15 protein-coding genes, 1 tRNA gene and 1 pseudogene are annotated in these 15,982 nt (G+C 54.2%); 9 read left to right on the forward strand and 8 right to left on the reverse strand.

Going from position 1 to position 15,982, the window contains the following annotated elements:
* Positions 1 to 46 precede the first annotated feature (46 nt).
* Both SPE70_RS22375 and SPE70_RS22380 read left to right on the forward strand, forming a co-directional pair.
* Positions 47 to 550, forward strand: a complete 504-nt coding sequence (locus SPE70_RS22375; RefSeq protein ID WP_064170006.1) for a TRAP transporter small permease — start codon at positions 47 to 49, stop codon at positions 548 to 550.
* Positions 550 to 1,851 carry a TRAP transporter large permease gene (locus SPE70_RS22380; protein ID WP_022064843.1) on the forward strand — a complete coding sequence of 434 codons (1,302 nt, stop codon included), beginning with the start codon at positions 550 to 552 and terminating at the stop codon, positions 1,849 to 1,851. Before SPE70_RS22375 ends, SPE70_RS22380 begins: the two co-directional genes overlap by 1 nt.
* A 47-nt stretch (positions 1,852 to 1,898) precedes the next feature.
* On the opposite strand, the gene SPE70_RS22385 is transcribed toward SPE70_RS22380, so the two are convergent.
* Genes SPE70_RS22385 through trmB form a run of 3 tightly spaced genes read right to left on the reverse strand, consistent with a single transcriptional unit; the run spans position 1,899 to position 3,714 of the window.
* On the reverse strand, positions 1,899 to 2,618 hold the full coding sequence (locus SPE70_RS22385) for a YggN family protein (protein ID WP_008806471.1): 720 nt from the start codon (positions 2,616 to 2,618) through the stop codon (positions 1,899 to 1,901).
* Between the two features lie 50 nt (positions 2,619 to 2,668).
* Positions 2,669 to 2,995 carry a YggL family protein gene (locus SPE70_RS22390; RefSeq protein WP_012967224.1) on the reverse strand — a complete coding sequence of 109 codons (327 nt, stop codon included), beginning with the start codon at positions 2,993 to 2,995 and terminating at the stop codon, positions 2,669 to 2,671.
* Positions 2,995 to 3,714, reverse strand: a complete 720-nt coding sequence (gene trmB / locus SPE70_RS22395) for a tRNA (guanosine(46)-N7)-methyltransferase TrmB (protein WP_002916627.1) — start codon at positions 3,712 to 3,714, stop codon at positions 2,995 to 2,997. The genes SPE70_RS22390 and trmB overlap by 1 nt, the downstream gene beginning before the upstream one ends.
* A gap of 136 nt (positions 3,715 to 3,850) precedes the next feature.
* On the opposite strand from trmB, the gene mutY reads away from it, so the two are divergent.
* The 4 genes from mutY (at position 3,851) to SPE70_RS22415 (ending at position 7,790) form a co-directional block, all read left to right on the forward strand.
* Positions 3,851 to 4,909 (forward strand): A/G-specific adenine glycosylase, encoded by a 1,059-nt coding sequence (gene mutY / locus SPE70_RS22400; protein WP_008806473.1) that lies wholly within the window; start codon positions 3,851 to 3,853, stop codon positions 4,907 to 4,909.
* A gap of 28 nt (positions 4,910 to 4,937) precedes the next feature.
* A complete protein-coding gene (locus tag SPE70_RS22405) occupies positions 4,938 to 5,213 on the forward strand; it encodes an oxidative damage protection protein (RefSeq protein WP_004105744.1) in 276 nt (91 codons plus the stop codon).
* A 48-nt stretch (positions 5,214 to 5,261) separates the two neighbouring features.
* The gene (mltC, locus tag SPE70_RS22410) at positions 5,262 to 6,344 is read left to right on the forward strand and encodes a membrane-bound lytic murein transglycosylase MltC (protein WP_012540557.1); all 1,083 of its coding nucleotides are present in this window, start codon (positions 5,262 to 5,264) and stop codon (positions 6,342 to 6,344) included.
* Positions 6,345 to 6,536: 192 nt separating this feature from the next.
* A complete protein-coding gene (locus SPE70_RS22415; RefSeq protein ID WP_008806476.1) occupies positions 6,537 to 7,790 on the forward strand; it encodes a nucleoside permease in 1,254 nt (417 codons plus the stop codon).
* A gap of 43 nt (positions 7,791 to 7,833) precedes the next feature.
* Here SPE70_RS22415 and SPE70_RS22420 read toward each other — a convergent pair whose 3' ends face one another.
* Positions 7,834 to 9,972 carry an ornithine decarboxylase gene (locus SPE70_RS22420; RefSeq protein ID WP_008806477.1) on the reverse strand — a complete coding sequence of 713 codons (2,139 nt, stop codon included), beginning with the start codon at positions 9,970 to 9,972 and terminating at the stop codon, positions 7,834 to 7,836.
* Positions 9,973 to 10,391: 419 nt separating this feature from the next.
* On the opposite strand from SPE70_RS22420, the gene SPE70_RS22425 reads away from it, so the two are divergent.
* The gene (locus SPE70_RS22425; RefSeq protein ID WP_008806478.1) at positions 10,392 to 11,105 is read left to right on the forward strand and encodes a DUF554 domain-containing protein; all 714 of its coding nucleotides are present in this window, start codon (positions 10,392 to 10,394) and stop codon (positions 11,103 to 11,105) included.
* A gap of 105 nt (positions 11,106 to 11,210) precedes the next feature.
* Positions 11,211 to 11,286: transfer RNA gene (locus SPE70_RS22430), tRNA-Phe, on the forward strand.
* A gap of 333 nt (positions 11,287 to 11,619) precedes the next feature.
* Here the strand turns inward: SPE70_RS22430 and SPE70_RS22435 are convergent.
* The 4 genes and pseudogenes from SPE70_RS22435 to SPE70_RS22450 all read right to left on the reverse strand — a co-directional run.
* A pseudogene (locus SPE70_RS22435) lies at positions 11,620 to 11,836 on the reverse strand (transposase); the annotation flags it as partial.
* A 96-nt stretch (positions 11,837 to 11,932) separates the two neighbouring features.
* Entirely contained in the window at positions 11,933 to 12,526 is a 594-nt protein-coding gene (locus SPE70_RS22440; protein WP_004188553.1) for a hypothetical protein, read from the reverse strand.
* Between the two features lie 703 nt (positions 12,527 to 13,229).
* Entirely contained in the window at positions 13,230 to 13,715 is a 486-nt protein-coding gene (locus tag SPE70_RS22445) for a GNAT family N-acetyltransferase (protein WP_064170005.1), read from the reverse strand.
* Positions 13,712 to 14,005, reverse strand: coding sequence for a type II toxin-antitoxin system TacA family antitoxin (locus tag SPE70_RS22450; RefSeq protein ID WP_046881921.1), 294 nt, complete (start codon positions 14,003 to 14,005; stop codon positions 13,712 to 13,714). Before SPE70_RS22450 ends, SPE70_RS22445 begins: the two co-directional genes overlap by 4 nt.
* A gap of 595 nt (positions 14,006 to 14,600) precedes the next feature.
* Here SPE70_RS22450 and SPE70_RS22455 point away from each other — a divergent pair.
* Positions 14,601 to 15,977 (forward strand): pyridoxal-phosphate dependent enzyme, encoded by a 1,377-nt coding sequence (locus SPE70_RS22455; RefSeq protein ID WP_016161835.1) that lies wholly within the window; start codon positions 14,601 to 14,603, stop codon positions 15,975 to 15,977.
* Positions 15,978 to 15,982 lie beyond the last annotated feature (5 nt).

The raw sequence follows: 15,982 nt of genomic DNA on the forward strand, positions 1-15,982 counted from the left end.
CCTTTAACGGGCCAGCCGCTGGCCCGCTTTCACCAGGAAATCAATGATGATACTTAACCGCATAAAGCTGGCGGTGGACCGCACCATCGCCGCATTCTCTGTCGTCGTAATGATTGCGCTGGTTTTCTGCGTCGTCTGGCAGGTGTTCAGCCGCTACGTGCTCAACCAGCCTAGCACCCTGACCGATGAACTGGCGCGTTTCTTAATGATCTGGGTCGGGCTACTGGGTGCGGCCTATACCGTCGGCGCCCAGCGTCATCTGGCGATCGATTTACTTACGCTGATGCTCTCTTCCCGCAAGCAGGCACTGCTCAGCGTCATTATCAATCTGCTTATCTTTCTGTTTGCTGGCTCAGTGATTGTTACCGGCGGCGTAAAACTGATTGAAAAAACGCTGTCGACCGCCCAGGTCTCAGTCGCAATGCAGATCCCGATGGGCTATGTGTATCTGATCCTGCCGCTCACCGGCATCATGATGATGTTTTACGCGTTGTGTTTTATCAGCAACGGTCTAAAAAACATGAAACATTCAGAAGCAGGAGCAAATTAATGGATAGCTATATTGCACTGACGCTGTTTGGCTCGTTCTTTATTCTGGTCTTTATTGGCGTACCTATCTCTTTTTCCATCGGTCTTGCTACCGTCGGCTCAATGCTGCTGATGTTTCCCTGGGATATCGCGGTGATTACCGTTGCTCAGCGCCTGGCGAACGGACTCGATAACTTCGCGCTGCTGGCTATCCCCTTCTTTATCTTTGCCGGTACCCTGATGAACAGCGGGGGAATTGCTATACGCCTCATCAATCTGGCGCAGGTGATGGTTGGGCGGGTACCCGGATCGTTGGGACACGTCAACGTGCTGGCCAATATGATGTTCGGCTCGATCTCCGGTTCGGCGGTCGCTGCCGCCGCTGCGGTAGGGGGGACGCTCAATCCCATTCAGACGCAGAAAGGCTACGATCCGGCATTCTCCACGGCGGTAAACGTTTCATCCTGCATCACGGGCCTGCTCATTCCGCCATCAAACGTGCTGATCGTCTTTTCTCTGACGGCCGGCGGCGTCTCGGTCGCCTCGCTGTTTATGGCCGGTTATTTGCCGGGCATTCTGATGGGTCTGTCCATCATGCTGGTCTGCGCTGGTATCGCTAAACACCGCGGATATCCGGTTTCCGAGCGCCCGACCTGCGCCCAGGCGGCAAAGGCTTTTTTCGACGCCCTGCCCAGCCTGCTGCTGGTCATTATTGTCATGGGCGGGATCCTCGGCGGTATTTTCACCGCCACTGAAGCTTCCGCCATCGCCGTGGTCTACACCTTTATCCTCTCAGTGCTGATTTATCGGGAAGTCAAATGGCGCGACCTGCCAAAGCTGATCCTTGAATCGGTGGTGATGACGTCTATCGTCCTTCTGCTGATCGGTTTTTCCGTCGGCATGTCGTGGGCAATGACCAATGCCGATATTCCCTACATGATAAGCGATGCGCTCATGGGGTTTTCTGAAAATCCGCTGGTGATCCTGCTACTGATTAACATCGTGCTGTTAATCGTCGGTATCTTTATGGATATGACCCCAGCAGTACTGATTTTTACGCCAATATTTCTCCCCATCGCTGAGGATTTAGGCATGAACCCGGTCCATTTTGGCATCATGATGGTCGCCAATCTGTGCATCGGCCTGCTGACCCCGCCGGTAGGCAGCGCGCTGTTTGTCGGCTGCTCCATTTCAGGGGTTAAAATTCAGCAGCTCATCAAACCGCTGCTGCCGTTCTACGCCGCCCTGCTGATCGCGCTGATGATGATTGTTTATATCCCGCAGATCTCACTGTTTATTCCACAGCTGCTGGGGCTGATGTGATCGACTGAGCCTAACCGCTACCTGCAGGCGCAGGTAGCGAAATCAACTTACTTTAACGAGCCAACCAGCGATTTCCTGCTATCCTCCAGCGAGACCACCCGGCTGCAGACGTCCTTACCAAACTGCTGGAAATCGGCCTCCTGGTTTTTCCATTCATCCTGAATCGCCGTTTGCAGGCCGCCGAGGCTGCCGAGAATGCCCTGCAGCGGGTTGCCGCCGCCTTTGAGCACTGCTTTCGCGCCCATCTCGTTAATACTGTCCTGCAGAATGCCGCCCATCGCCTGATTCACCAGCTGCTGACCATCGGCACGTACCTGGTCGATAGCTTTATAGTGGAAGGTCAGGCCATCGCTGCGGCGCTCAATGATGCGGTTCATCTGTTCTTTCAGCTGCGCATCCAGCTTGGTCAGGCGACCATGCATGCTGCTGTTGGCGCCAACCTGTTCGGTAATGATTTTATCCAGCGCCTTGCGGCCTTTTTCGACTCGCGAGCGCGCGCCTTCGTCAATCCACGGCAGGCTGCTGCGCAGACTGGCCTGATAGTCCTGCGCCTGCTCGCGCTGGGCGGCGCTCAGAGTATAGGTTTTACCGTTAAAGGTCAGGTTGCCGTCCGGTTTTATCACCAGATTGCCGTTTTCCCCTTTCACCTGCACCTGCTGCGGGCTGAGGATCACATCGTCACGCGGCGTGACGCTACACTGGTAGTCCGCATGGGCAGACAAAGCGGTGACGGAGAGCGCCACCGCCAGCAGCGTTTTACGCATCATAAAACTCCCTTAAGACAAAACGGGCCGGCAGTTGCCGACCCTTGTCAAACTTAGTCCCACCAGACGTCAAAAAGTTCGCTGGTGCGCACATCCTCTAACTTACGCGCTTCCAGCCATTGGCGTACGATGGCCTGATGCTCTTCGGTGCACTTACCGATCTCCTGCATGCAGATGAGCCCTTCCCAGGAGAGATAGCCGCTGCCGTCGAAGGCCAGCTTGTTCGGCTCAATCACCTCTTCGATCAGATCGTTGACCGTCTGGTCGATCTGCTCTTCGGTGGTCCCTTCCGGGAAACGCCAGGCGACGGAGAAGCCTAACTCCTGAAACTCGTCGATATGCATTTTTTTACGCAGACGACGGCTACGATTCTTGGCCATTATTTCACCCTCTCGAACATTAAGTCCCATACGCCGTGGCCGAGACGATGGCCACGCTGTTCAAATTTGGTTACCGGGCGCGATTCCGGGCGCGGTACGTAATCGTTGCTTGCCGACTGGTTACGATAGCCTTCCAGCGAGGACATCACTTCCAGCATATGCACGGCATAGGCTTCCCAGTCGGTCGCCATATGGAAGACGCCGCCGAGTTTCAGTTTGCTTTTGACCAGCTCAGCGAAAGGCGGCTGCACGATACGACGTTTATTATGACGCGCTTTATGCCACGGGTCAGGGAAAAACAGCTGCACCATATTCAGTGAGTTATCCGGGATCATGGTATGCAGCACTTCCACCGCATCGTGACACATCACGCGCAGATTTTGCACACCTTCTTCTTCAGCAGAAGCCAGACAGGCGCCAACGCCCGGGGAATGCACTTCAATGCCGAGGAAATTCTGTTCCGGTTTGGCTTTCGCCATCGCCACCAGCGAAGCCCCCATGCCGAAACCAATTTCTAGTGTGACCGGCGCGTCGCGGCCAAACAGGGCAGCGAAATCGAGTGGCGCATCGTTGAATTCAACGCCCATCACCGGCCAAATGTTATCCAGCGCATGCTGCTGCCCTTTCGTCAGGCGCCCCTGGCGACGGACGAAGCTACGAATACGGCGCAGCGGGCGACCGTTTTCATCGAATTCCGGAGAAATGACGTCGTTTTTCATAAAAGTTAAGTCTGCTAGTGAAAGTGTTCGGAAAACGGGCATTATCCAAAGTTACCCGGCGGATGCAAGGGTTTACAGCCACTCGCCCTTGTGCTGCAATCTGCCACCCTGTAATCGCGATCCCGGAGCCATAGCTTTGACTTTTCTCGCCGCGCAATTTTCAGCCCAGGTCCTGGACTGGTACGACAAATACGGGCGTAAAACCCTGCCCTGGCAAATCGCCAAGACGCCCTACAAAGTATGGCTCTCCGAAGTGATGTTGCAACAAACCCAGGTGACCACGGTAATCCCGTATTTTGAACGCTTTATGGCGCGTTTCCCAACGGTGGTTGATTTAGCCAACGCGCCGCTGGATGAGGTGCTGCATCTGTGGACCGGCCTTGGCTACTACGCGCGGGCGCGCAATTTACATAAAGCCGCCCAGCAGGTGGCGACACAGCATGGCGGCATCTTCCCGCAATCCTTTGAGGAAGTGGCCGCGCTGCCCGGCGTCGGGCGTTCAACGGCAGGGGCGATTTTGTCGCTTTCGCTCGGTCAGCATTATCCGATTCTCGACGGCAACGTGAAGCGCGTGCTCGCCCGCTGCTATGCTGTCAGCGGCTGGCCGGGAAAAAAAGAGGTCGAAAAACGGCTGTGGGATATCAGCGAAGAGGTGACCCCGGCGCAAGGGGTAGAACGCTTCAACCAGGCGATGATGGATCTCGGGGCGATGGTTTGCACCCGCTCGAAGCCGAAGTGCGAGCTGTGCCCGTTGAGCAATGGCTGCGTGGCCTACGCGAATCATTCATGGGCGGAATATCCGGGTAAAAAACCGAAGCAGACCATCCCGGAACGCACCGGCTATTTCCTGCTGATGCAGCACGGCGACGAGGTGTTTCTCTCCCAGCGTCCGCCGGTGGGTTTGTGGGGCGGACTATTCTGTTTTCCGCAGTTTGCAGACGAAGCGGAGCTGCGCGAGTGGCTGGCGCAGCGTCAGATAAAGGCCGATAATCTGACGCAATTAACCGCCTTTCGCCACACTTTCAGCCATTTCCACCTGGATATTGTGCCGATGTGGCTTACAGTGCACTCATCTGGCGCATGCATGGATGAAGGCAACGCACTCTGGTATAACTTAGCGCAGCCGCCGTCGGTCGGACTGGCGGCCCCCGTGGAGCGCTTGTTGCAACAGTTAAAAGCCGGAACGCCGGTATAAATTTTTCGGCTATCAAAGAGGAGTGATTATGAGCAGAACCATTTTTTGTACTTTCCTGCAGCGTGAAGCGGACGGCCAGGATTTCCAGCTCTATCCGGGCGAACTCGGGAAGCGCATTTACAACGAAATCTCCAAAGAAGCCTGGGCGCAGTGGCAGCACAAGCAGACCATGCTGATCAACGAGAAAAAACTCAGCATGATGAACCCGGAGCACCGCAAGCTGCTGGAGCAGGAGATGGTGCAGTTCCTGTTTGAAGGGAAAGACGTGCATATCGAAGGCTACACGCCGCCGGAAAAACAGTAAGGGCCCTGCGGCCTTTTAAAAACAAACACAACACGCACGCCCGGAATGATGAAAAAATACTTAGCGCTCGCGCTGATTGCGCCGTTGCTCGTTTCGTGTTCCAGCTCCAATAAAAAAGGCACCGAATACAACGAGGCCTGGGTCAAGGACACGAACGGATTCGATATCCTGATGGGCCAGTTTGCCCATAACATCGAGAACATTTGGGGGTATAACGAAGTCCTGCTCGCCGGGCCGAAGGACTACGTTAAATATACCGATCAATATCAAACCCGCAGCCACATCAACTTTGATGCCGGGACGATCACCGTCGAGACCATCGCGGGCACCGATCCGCGCGGACGACTGCGCCAGGCGATCATCAAAACGCTGCTGATGGGCGATGACCCCAACTCCATTGACCTCTATTCCGACGTCGATGATATTCAGATCTCCAAAGAGCCGTTCCTCTATGGTCAGGTGGTGGATAACACCGGCGCGTCGATTCGCTGGGAGTGGCGCGCCGCGCGCTACGCCGATTATTTGCTGCAAACCCGCCTCAAGAGCCGCAACAATGGCCTGCGCGTGATCTACAGCATCACCATCAACCTGGTACCAAACCACCTCGACAAACGTGCGCATAAATACCTCGGCATGGTGCGCCAGGCCTCGCGTAAATACGGCGTTGATGAGTCGCTGATCCTTGCGATTATGCAAACAGAATCATCGTTTAACCCCTATGCGGTGAGCCACGCGGATGCCATGGGGCTGATGCAGGTCGTCCAGCACAGCGCGGGGAAAGACGTCTTCCGTTCGCAGGGCAAATCCGGCCTGCCGAGCCGCAGCTATCTGTTTGACCCGGCGAATAACATCGATACCGGCACCGCTTATCTGGCGATGCTGAACAATGTTTATCTCGCCGGCATCGATAACCCCACCTCGCGTCGCTACGCGGTGATCACCGCCTATAACGGCGGCGCCGGCAGCGTACTGCGCGTGTTCTCCAGCGATAAAGTCCAGGCGGCGAACATCATTAACAGCATGGCGCCAGGCGACGTCTACCAGACGCTCACCACCCGCCATCCGTCGGCCGAATCGCGCCGGTATCTGTATAAAGTTAACACTGCGCAGAAAAGCTATCGCCGCAAATAACCCCCCCTCTCTTACAGGCCCGGACATCGCACTGGGCCTCTCTTTTTTATAGGACATACTTCGTAATATCTTTTCGATTTTCTGCGGCAGTTAACAGAAGCTTCTCACCCCTGAATGATAGAATCGCATCAAAATAACGGTGGTTATGTTATTTAATAAACATAACAAGCCCACATTCGTGAGGATAAATACATGAATCTTAAGCTGCAGCTAAAAATACTGTCGTTCCTGCAGTTCTGCCTTTGGGGGAGCTGGCTGACCACGCTCGGCTCGTACATGTTTGTCACGCTGAAGTTTGACGGCGCAGCAATCGGCGCAGTGTATAGCTCGCTCGGCATCGCCGCCGTCCTGATGCCAACGCTGCTCGGCATCGTCGCCGATAAATGGATCAGCGCCAAATGGGTATACGCCATCTGCCACCTGGTCGGCGCGTTAACGCTGTATCTGGCGGCGCAGGTCACCACGCCGGGCGAGATGTTCCTTGTGATCCTCCTCAACTCGCTGGCCTATATGCCGACGCTGGGGCTGATTAACACCATCTCTTACTATCGCCTGCAGTCGGCGGGGCTGGATATCGTCACCGATTTCCCGCCAATTCGTATCTGGGGCACCATCGGCTTTATCCTCGCCATGTGGGGCGTCAGCTTCTCGGGCTTCGAACTGAGCCATATGCAGTTGTACATTGGCGCGACGCTGTCGGTCTTGCTGGCGCTGTTCACCCTGACGCTGCCGCATATTCCGGTCGCCAACGCCCAGCGCAATCAAAGCTGGACGGAGATGCTGGGGCTTAACGCCTTTGCGCTGTTTAAAAACAAGCGCATGGCTATCTTCTTTATCTTCTCGATGATGCTCGGTGCCGAACTGCAAATCACCAATATGTTCGGCAACACCTTCCTGCATAGCTTCGATAAAGATCCGCTGTTTGCCGGCAGCTTTATCGTCGAGCACGCGTCAGTGCTGATGTCGATTTCGCAGATCTCCGAAACGCTGTTTATCTTGACCATCCCGTTCTTCCTTAGCCGCTACGGCATTAAGAACGTGATGCTGATTAGTATCGTGGCGTGGATGCTGCGCTTCGGCCTGTTCGCCTTTGGCGACCCGACACCGTTCGGCACTGTACTACTGGTGCTGTCGATGATCGTCTACGGCTGCGCCTTCGACTTCTTCAACATCTCCGGTTCGGTGTTCGTTGAGAAAGAGGTTCGTCCGGAAATCCGCGCCAGCGCCCAGGGGATGTTCCTGATGATGACCAACGGCTTCGGCTGTATTCTTGGCGGGATGGTGAGCGGCAAAGTGGTTGAGCACTTTACCGTCGAGGGGATCACTGACTGGCAAAGCGTGTGGCTGATTTTCGCCGGTTATTCGCTGGTGCTGGCCTTTGCCTTCGTGGCGCTGTTCAAATACAAACACGTCAGACAACCGACCGCCGCCCAGCAGAGCGCGTGATCGTCAAAAGCAAAACGCCCCGCCTGTTCAGCGGGGCGTTTTTTTATCCCTTCAGCACGTAGCCATACAGCCGCTTAATGCCATCCGGATCCGTCTCGCTGTAAACCCCCTGCAGCTCCGGTGAGAAGCCCGGCAGCATATTGACTCCCTCCTCCAGCGCGAGGAAATAGCGCAGTACCGCCCCGCCCCAGATCTCACCGGGCACCACGCATAATACCCCTGGCGGATAGGGCAGCGCCCCCTCTGCCGCAACGCGGCCTTCCGCCTCGCTCAGACGCACCAGCTCCACGTTGCCGCGGATAAATTCGCGGTTAGCATCCTGCGGATTCATCACCACGCGCGGGAAGCTCCGTTTACGGAACATCTCCTTTTGCAGGCTCTTCACATCAAAGCTGACGTACAGATCGTGCATCTCCTGGCACAGTTCGCGGAGGGTATAATCGCGATAGCGCACCGGATACTTGTTGTAGATGGTCGGCAGCACGTCGGCCAGCGGCGTATCCGATTCAATATGCTGTTCGAACTGTCCCAGCATCGCCACCAGCTGCGCCATTTTTTCGGCGCTCTCCGCCGGCGTCAGCAGGAACAGAATCGAGTTGAGATCGCACTTCTCCGGCACGATGCCGTTTTCACGCAGATAATGCGCCAGAATGGTTGCCGGGATGCCAAACTCACTGTACTCCCCACTTTCAGCGTCAATGCCCGGGGTGGTCAGCAACAGCTTGCATGGGTCGACAAAATACTGGTCGTCCGCATAGCCCTCAAAACCATGCCAGCGCGCGTCGGGTTCGAAGCTGAAGAAGCGGCGCTCCCGGGCGATCGCCTCGGTCGGGTGATCCTGCCATGGACGCCCCGCCACCACTGGCGGAATAAAGGGCTGGATCATCTTGCAGTTAGCGATGATCGCTTTCCGCGCCTCAATGCCCAGCGCCACACACTCGGCCCACAGGCGGCGGCCGCTCTCACCTTCATGAATTTTGGCGTTGACGTCCAGCGCGGCAAACAGCGGATAGAACGGGCTGGTGGAGGCATGCAGCATAAAGGCGTTATTCAGCCGCTTGTGCGGACAGAAACGCGCCTGGCCGCGCAGATGGTTATCCTTTTTATGGATCTGCGACGTCTGTGAGAAGCCGGCCTGCTGCTTGTGCACGGACTGGGTGACAAAAATACCCGGATCGTCCGGGGTCAGCTCCAGCAGCAGCGGCGAGCAGTCGGCCATCATCGGGATAAACTGCTCATAGCCCACCCACGCCGAGTCGAACAGGATGTAATCGCAGAGGTGGCCTATTTTATCCACCACCTGGCGGGCGTTATAGACCGTGCCGTCGTAGGTCCCCAACTGGATCACCGCCAGACGAAACGGGCGGGAGGCATTGGCTTTCTCAGGCGCCGCTTCGCGGATGAGATCCCGCAGGTAATGCTCATCAAAGCAGCGCTCGTCAATGCCGCCGATAAAACCGAACGGATTGCGCGCGGCTTCAAGATAGACCGGCGTCGCCCCCGCCTGAATCAGCGCCCCGTGATGGTTTGACTTGTGGTTGTTACGATCGAACAGCACCAGATCGCCGCGGGTCAACAGCGCATTGGTCACGACTTTGTTGGCCGCCGAGGTGCCGTTGAGGACGAAGTAGGTTTTATCCGCATTGAACACTTTCGCAGCGAACTTCTGCGCGTGCTTGGCCGACCCTTCGTGGATCAGCAGATCGCCTAATTTCACGTCGGCGTTGCACATGTCGGCGCGAAAGACATTTTCGCCAAAAAAGTCATAGAACTGACGGCCTGCAGGGTGCTTTTTGAAAAACGCCCCGTGCTGATGCCCCGGACAGGCAAAAGTGCTGTTATCCATCTCGACGTACTGGGTCAGAGTATTGAAAAACGGCGGCAGCAGACGCGCTTCATAATCACAGGCCGCCGCCTCCAGCTCCAGCCACTCCTGATCTTTACCGGCGATCACCGCCTGCACCCCCTCTGGCCTCTCGACCGCCGTCTCACTCAGCAGGTAGACCGGCAGATTAAATCCGCTGCGTCTGAGGAGAGCAAGGATGCCGCTGCGACTGTCCGCCGCGGTGATGACGACTGCCGCCACATCGGTAAAATCGGTACTGTCCAGCGCCACAACGCGACGGTGGGTGGACAAGCGGGTGACCAGCTCGCAGCTGGCGGCAATGTGCATGGATTTCATAAGCGCAAATGCCCGTATCGGGAGTGTAAAAATCTCAGACAAGGAAACCTTGCCCAACGATGTGTCCGGGTCTGACGGATTTCAGCTCCGACCGCCGGACATCAGTAAAAGCAGACGCGTCCGATCTTACTGTTGCCCTACAGTGAGCATACGTGTCCTTCACCGCATGGTGAACAGAGGAGTAAGCGTAGCAAGATGAGGCAGCCCGCGCATCTGTGCGCGACGTCGCTGGCGAGATAATGGCAGTGTCGTCATCGGCAGCCTCATATCAGGGAGGAGAAAATTCGCGCAATCATGGCACCTTTCCCGAACAGGCGCAAGATGAAAACCGTATGCACTTATATCACGGATACACAAGCTTTCACGGCGGGTTAACGTCATAATAATGCGGTTATCAGGGATATTTAACAGGAGTCAGCGTGGTTACAGGACCTTTTATTAACGCCAGCGCGGTGCTGGTCGGCGGTGTGCTGGGTGCCTTGCTCAGTCAACGGTTGCCGGAACGGATCCGCACATCAATGACCTCAATTTTTGGCCTGGCGTCATTAGGCATCGGCATTTTACTGGTCATTAAGTGCGCCAATCTGCCAGTGATGGTGCTGTCGACCCTGGTGGGGACGCTGCTCGGCGAAATATGCAATATGGAAAAAGGCATCAATACGCTGGTCAGTAAACTCCAGCAGTTGATGTCAGCGAAAGGCAAGAAAAAGGCTTCGGCTCATGAGTCTTATATTCAGAGCTATGTGGCGATTATCGTCCTGTTCTGCGCCAGCGGCACCGGCGTCTTCGGCGCCATGCGCGAAGGGATGACTGGCGACGCCAGCATTCTGATTGCCAAAGCGTTTCTCGACTTTTTCACCGCCACCATTTTCGCCTGCACCCTGGGCATTGCCGTCGCCGCTATCAGTGTGCCGATGCTGCTCATCCAGCTGACTCTTGCAGCCTGCGCGGCGATCATTATGCCGCTTACCACGCCGATGATGCTGGCGGATTTCAGCGCCGTCGGCGGTATGCTGCTGGTGGCCACCGGGCTGCGCATCTGCGGGATAAAAATGTTTGCCGTGGTGAATATGCTGCCTGCGCTGGTGCTGGCGATGCCAATTTCAGCGGCCTGGACGCTGTTTTTTGCCTGAAGACGCGTGCTTTTAGCGCAATGTGGTGATAGATTGTTCAGTCTGCTGCAAAACAGATAAATTTCGTTGACGAGGCGCGGCGATTACGGTTTAATGCGCCCCGTTGCCCGGATAGCTCAGTCGGTAGAGCAGGGGATTGAAAATCCCCGTGTCCTTGGTTCGATTCCGAGTCCGGGCACCACTATTTAAAGAACCCGCCCAAAAGGCGGGTTTTTGCTTTTCTACGACCGGACTCTCCATCGAACTGCGTTCGATTATTCGCCGCACAGCGGCTCACCCCTTCGGGGCCAGCGCGACAAGCGCGCTGTTCAACGCCTGCGGCGTTAGTCCGAGTCCGGGCACCAAATTCATAGCAACGGACCTCCACGGAGGTCCGTTTTTGCATTCCAAGCCCGCAGTAATCAACATCTCTTCAATCCCTTAACTCGACCCAACTCAATCAACTTCAACCCGCATCATGTCCATTGCGAGGGTACAACTGAGGGTGAGCTGACTCCGCCCCGGTAGGTCTTATAGCCACAAGCTTTTTCAGCCGCTGATTTTCATCCTCCAGTTGCCGCAGACGACGCAATTCAAGTTCAGTTACGCCCAGAGCAGCGAATTTCTCTTCTAATTATAAAAATGGCTTCAGAAATGCCCATCTTTCGGCAGACTTCCCCGACACAGATGCCGGTTTCGGCCTGCTTCAGTGCAAATGCAATCTGTTCTTCGGTATAACGGGTCTTTTTCATGGCGATATGCCTCTCTGTGAGATGGAAGAAAAACCGTAGACTTCAGTTTATCCTGTCACTCTTTCCTGGGAGGAGATCAACTTAAGAGCCTCGTGATTAACGTCCTGGCTTCAGATAAGGGGTGAACATCCCCTGGAAATCAGATTTTAATTCTGGGGTGATAAGAACATCTCCTGTAACTTTTCTAGATTCTTCTACACCTACCATTTGGGAGCAACCGTCCATTGCATTAAATGATCGTAAATTTTTATAAGTTGTTTCACTACACCATGCTTCATCCACAGATTTTACAATGTTTATATATAAAAATTTTAACTGTGGCTCATTGTCACATTTATCACATCTAAAAAAAGGATACCAATAACTTCTCCCTATACCTATTAAGGTATAGCCTTTCATATATGGTATGTATGCCTTTAATATTCTATTACGAAAATCAGCATGCTGAATATCAACAAAAAAAATATCACCTTTATTTTTATAAGAAATTGTATAGTTTGTTTTTCCTGGAATATAGCCATTGCCATACGCCATTTCATTTGCCAGTCTGAAATCCATGACTATATACCCATAGCCGGGCATCTGTTTAGCGTCTTGATAATCAATAGTTTTATCAAAACTTCCCGAACAAGAAACCATAAACAATGACAGAATAATACAAACTGACAACCTTGCGAGAATTGAAGGCATCTAAATTTCCCTTTAGTAATATTAGCTTCCTGTTAGCAATTATCATCCTTCGCGTTCAACATAGCAACAAATTATTACTTAGAACATGCAGGTTTATTCATCCCCTCCCCGTTTTGCCGTTTCCGGAACACAGCGTTCATAGCGGCGATAAAATGTGATTTGCACGGCGTCGTCAATTCATTTTAATTTTATGGCTTGTCGTGACTAACTGGGCTGTTTTTACCTGTGCGGTGAATTTTGCAGGCAACCTTATCTAGTTCGCCATCGGCGACCTTTAAGCTTCCATATGCTAATTGGTGACCTGGAGCGGTAAAGGACCGCTTGACGACGCCGTAACATCGGACGATATACAATACATCCTGTGAGTCCATATAGAACATCCTTTGTCGGATTTTCCCAGCTACAGCGGGAAGCTTATTACTTAGATCTGCATCCACGTCTATTCGCGTTCAAAGAGCTTGATAGCCAGTCACGGTACGACAAATCTGCATTACTTGGTTCAGACTGTTATGCATAAATTTGACATACAGTTGGAAGCCTTCTGACCGTCAGTTGGGACCATAGTCACAGACTAAATAGTACTAAAATGAGCAGATGGGACCGTGGTCCCAGGTTGATAATCTGACCGACGATACATGTGGGACTGAATCGCTACGGGTTTAACAAACACTTCAGATTCTCTTGTAATTATAAATAATACCCATCAGGCATGAACCAAATCCCTCAACGTCACCATCAACATCATCGGATCCATCGGCGACGGCTCAAACCCCACCCGCAGGTAAAATTCCCGCGCCTCGTCCGACAGGGCGTGAACCAACATTCCACGAATGCCGATAGTCTCCGCCACCTGAATCACACGCAGCCCGGCATCACGTACCAGCGCCCGCCCGACACCTTTCCCATGTAGTGATTTATCCACCGCCAGACGACCCAGCACCACAACCGGGATCGGATCAGGCATATTGCGGCGAAAACGGCCAGGCGCAGTATTTGTCGTCACAGCGCTGGAAGCCAATGAGTAGTATGCCATCACCTTCCCGTCGTCGCAGCAGACAAAGGTACGGGATGCGCCAGTAACCTGATTTTTCATCGCCCGCTGTTTCAGCCAGTGATCCATGGAATCTATACCGCAGCAAAACGGGGTAAGAATATGCCCGGCATGAAGCGGTTCTGGTGCGGAGATCATTTTTGCGGCTCCCACGGCGCAGGGGTCTGCATAGTTTTACGCAGTGCGGCATTAGGTGCAGGAGCCTGATCCAGACGAGCGAGAAATTCCTGATAAGCCTGCGGATCGGCCATAATGATGCGTTGCTCAATCAGCGCTTCCTCAGCGGCAGCGCGGGCGGCCTCCAGCACAAAGTCGGTGCGGTTTTTCCCTCTGGCTTTCGCCGCCCGATCAATAAGATCGCGTTCGGCAGGTTTAATGCGCAGATTTAACGTTTCGCGTTTTATGGACATGCTGTTTGCGGCTGGCATAGTTCTATCCTTTAGTCGATGGCTGGACAGTAATTATACAATCAATGTAACGCTAATGTCATTACGAAATACAGAACTCAGATGAAATCTCACGAAGACTTAAACCCATTTATTGCCTATGCAAATAATGTCATCTTTATGATTTAAAACCCAAAATACCCTCACCACTTAACACTCTATAGCACAAGAAGTACTGACAGAAATCCAAGTGGTCATGCACTTAAGACGATCGCGCACAGACAATAGTGATCGCCAAAAAGACGGGTTTTCTCTTTTCTACACCCTGCATCGGTGTCTATGGGTTTCTACCACGCCGTATCCTCTGTGCCATTAAGACCTATTCCCCATAGAATCTTTTCGAAAATACATTTTCAGATATCAGATAACACGCTGATTAAAATGGCCATTTTGTCGCAAAAAGCGGCTAAAAACGCCCTTTTCTGGCAATCGATCCGCCCAGGTGGCTACCCTGCTTTCCCTCCAGATGGCCAAATAGCATCTTATATTCCATTTGACGCTAACAGGCAGATAAATGTTCTTTAAATTACCGTTTTCACAGCTCTACCATGCAAAAATATCTTAAACGAGTGGGTAAATGGTTATGTCACTGTTTCATTCCGTGAGCGACCTGATCGGTCATACTCCCCTGCTCCAGTTGCACAAACTGGATACCGGCCCCTGCAGTCTGTTTTTAAAACTGGAAAATCAGAATCCCGGCGGGTCAATTAAAGATCGCGTTGCGCTGTCGATGATTAATGAAGCCGAGCGCCAGGGAAAACTGGCGCCCGGAGGAACGATAATCGAAGCCACCGCCGGCAACACCGGCCTCGGCCTGGCCCTGATCGCGGCGCAGAAAAATTACCGGCTGATCCTGGTGGTGCCGGACAAAATGAGCCGCGAGAAAATCTTTCACCTGCGGGCGCTGGGCGCGACGGTGCTGCTCACCCGTTCCGACGTCAATAAAGGCCATCCGGCCTATTATCAGGATTATGCCCGCCGCCTTGCCGATGAAACGCCGGGCGCCTTTTATATCGACCAGTTTAATAACGACGCCAATCCGCTGGCCCATGCCACCTCCACTGCGCCGGAGCTTTATCAGCAGCTGGAGGGCGATATCGACGCCGTCGTCGTCGGCGTCGGCTCCGGCGGTACGCTGGGCGGGCTTCAGGCCTGGTTTGCTGAACACTCGCCGAAAACGGAATTTATTCTCGCCGATCCGGCGGGTTCGATCCTTGCCGATCAGGTCGATACCGGACGCTACGGCGAAACGGGATCCTGGCTGGTCGAAGGGATCGGCGAAGATTTTATCCCGCCGCTGGCCAGGCTGGAGGGGGTACATACCGCGTATCGCGTCAGCGACCGCGAAGCGTTCCAGACTGCGCGCCAGCTGCTGCAGGTCGAGGGCGTGCTGGCCGGCTCTTCCACCGGCACCTTGCTCAGCGCCGCCCTGCGCTACTGCCGGGCACAAAGCCGTCCGAAACGGGTGGTGACCTTCGCCTGTGATAGCGGCAATAAATACCTGTCCAAAATGTTCAACGATGACTGGATGCGCCAGCAAGGACTGATCGCCCGGCCCGAACAGGGCGATCTCAGTGATTTTATCGCCCTGCGCCATGACGAAGGCGCCACCGTCACGGCCGCGCCGGACGACACCCTGGCCGCAGTCTTTACCCGCATGCGGCTGTATGACATCTCCCAGCTGCCGGTGCTGGAGGATGGCCACGTGGTCGGCATTGTCGATGAGTGGGATTTGATCCGCCACGTACAGGGCGATCGCCAACGCTTCTCCCTGCCGGTCAGCGAAGCGATGAGCCGCCATGTTGAAACTCTCGATAAGCGTGCGCCAGAGAGCGAACTGCAGGCTATTCTCGATCGCGGTCTGGTGGCGGTGATCGCTGACAACGCGCGTTTTCTTGGCCTGGTCACCCGCAGCGATGTACTAACCGCCTGGCGTAACCGAGTCGCACAATAAGGAAT

This window comes from Klebsiella sp. ZJOU C1, from assembly GCF_035620215.1.
Lineage (GTDB): Bacteria > Pseudomonadota > Gammaproteobacteria > Enterobacterales > Enterobacteriaceae > Klebsiella > Klebsiella variicola.

What these genes read in the sequence shown, in the direction of transcription:
- SPE70_RS22375 (WP_064170006.1), top strand. Translation starts at nt 47, where the DNA reads ATGATACTTAACCGCATAAAGCTGGCGGTGGACCGCACCATCGCCGCA.
- SPE70_RS22380 (WP_022064843.1), top strand. Translation starts at nt 550, where the DNA reads ATGGATAGCTATATTGCACTGACGCTGTTTGGCTCGTTCTTTATTCTG.
- SPE70_RS22385 (WP_008806471.1), bottom strand. Translation starts at nt 2,618, where the DNA reads ATGATGCGTAAAACGCTGCTGGCGGTGGCGCTCTCCGTCACCGCTTTG.
- SPE70_RS22390 (WP_012967224.1), bottom strand. Translation starts at nt 2,995, where the DNA reads ATGGCCAAGAATCGTAGCCGTCGTCTGCGTAAAAAAATGCATATCGAC.
- trmB (WP_002916627.1), bottom strand. Translation starts at nt 3,714, where the DNA reads ATGAAAAACGACGTCATTTCTCCGGAATTCGATGAAAACGGTCGCCCG.
- SPE70_RS22405 (WP_004105744.1), top strand. Translation starts at nt 4,938, where the DNA reads ATGAGCAGAACCATTTTTTGTACTTTCCTGCAGCGTGAAGCGGACGGC.
- mltC (WP_012540557.1), top strand. Translation starts at nt 5,262, where the DNA reads ATGAAAAAATACTTAGCGCTCGCGCTGATTGCGCCGTTGCTCGTTTCG.
- SPE70_RS22415 (WP_008806476.1), top strand. Translation starts at nt 6,537, where the DNA reads ATGAATCTTAAGCTGCAGCTAAAAATACTGTCGTTCCTGCAGTTCTGC.
- SPE70_RS22420 (WP_008806477.1), bottom strand. Translation starts at nt 9,972, where the DNA reads ATGAAATCCATGCACATTGCCGCCAGCTGCGAGCTGGTCACCCGCTTG.
- SPE70_RS22440 (WP_004188553.1), bottom strand. Translation starts at nt 12,526, where the DNA reads ATGCCTTCAATTCTCGCAAGGTTGTCAGTTTGTATTATTCTGTCATTG.
- SPE70_RS22445 (WP_064170005.1), bottom strand. Translation starts at nt 13,715, where the DNA reads ATGATCTCCGCACCAGAACCGCTTCATGCCGGGCATATTCTTACCCCG.
- SPE70_RS22450 (WP_046881921.1), bottom strand. Translation starts at nt 14,005, where the DNA reads ATGCCAGCCGCAAACAGCATGTCCATAAAACGCGAAACGTTAAATCTG.
- SPE70_RS22455 (WP_016161835.1), top strand. Translation starts at nt 14,601, where the DNA reads ATGGTTATGTCACTGTTTCATTCCGTGAGCGACCTGATCGGTCATACT.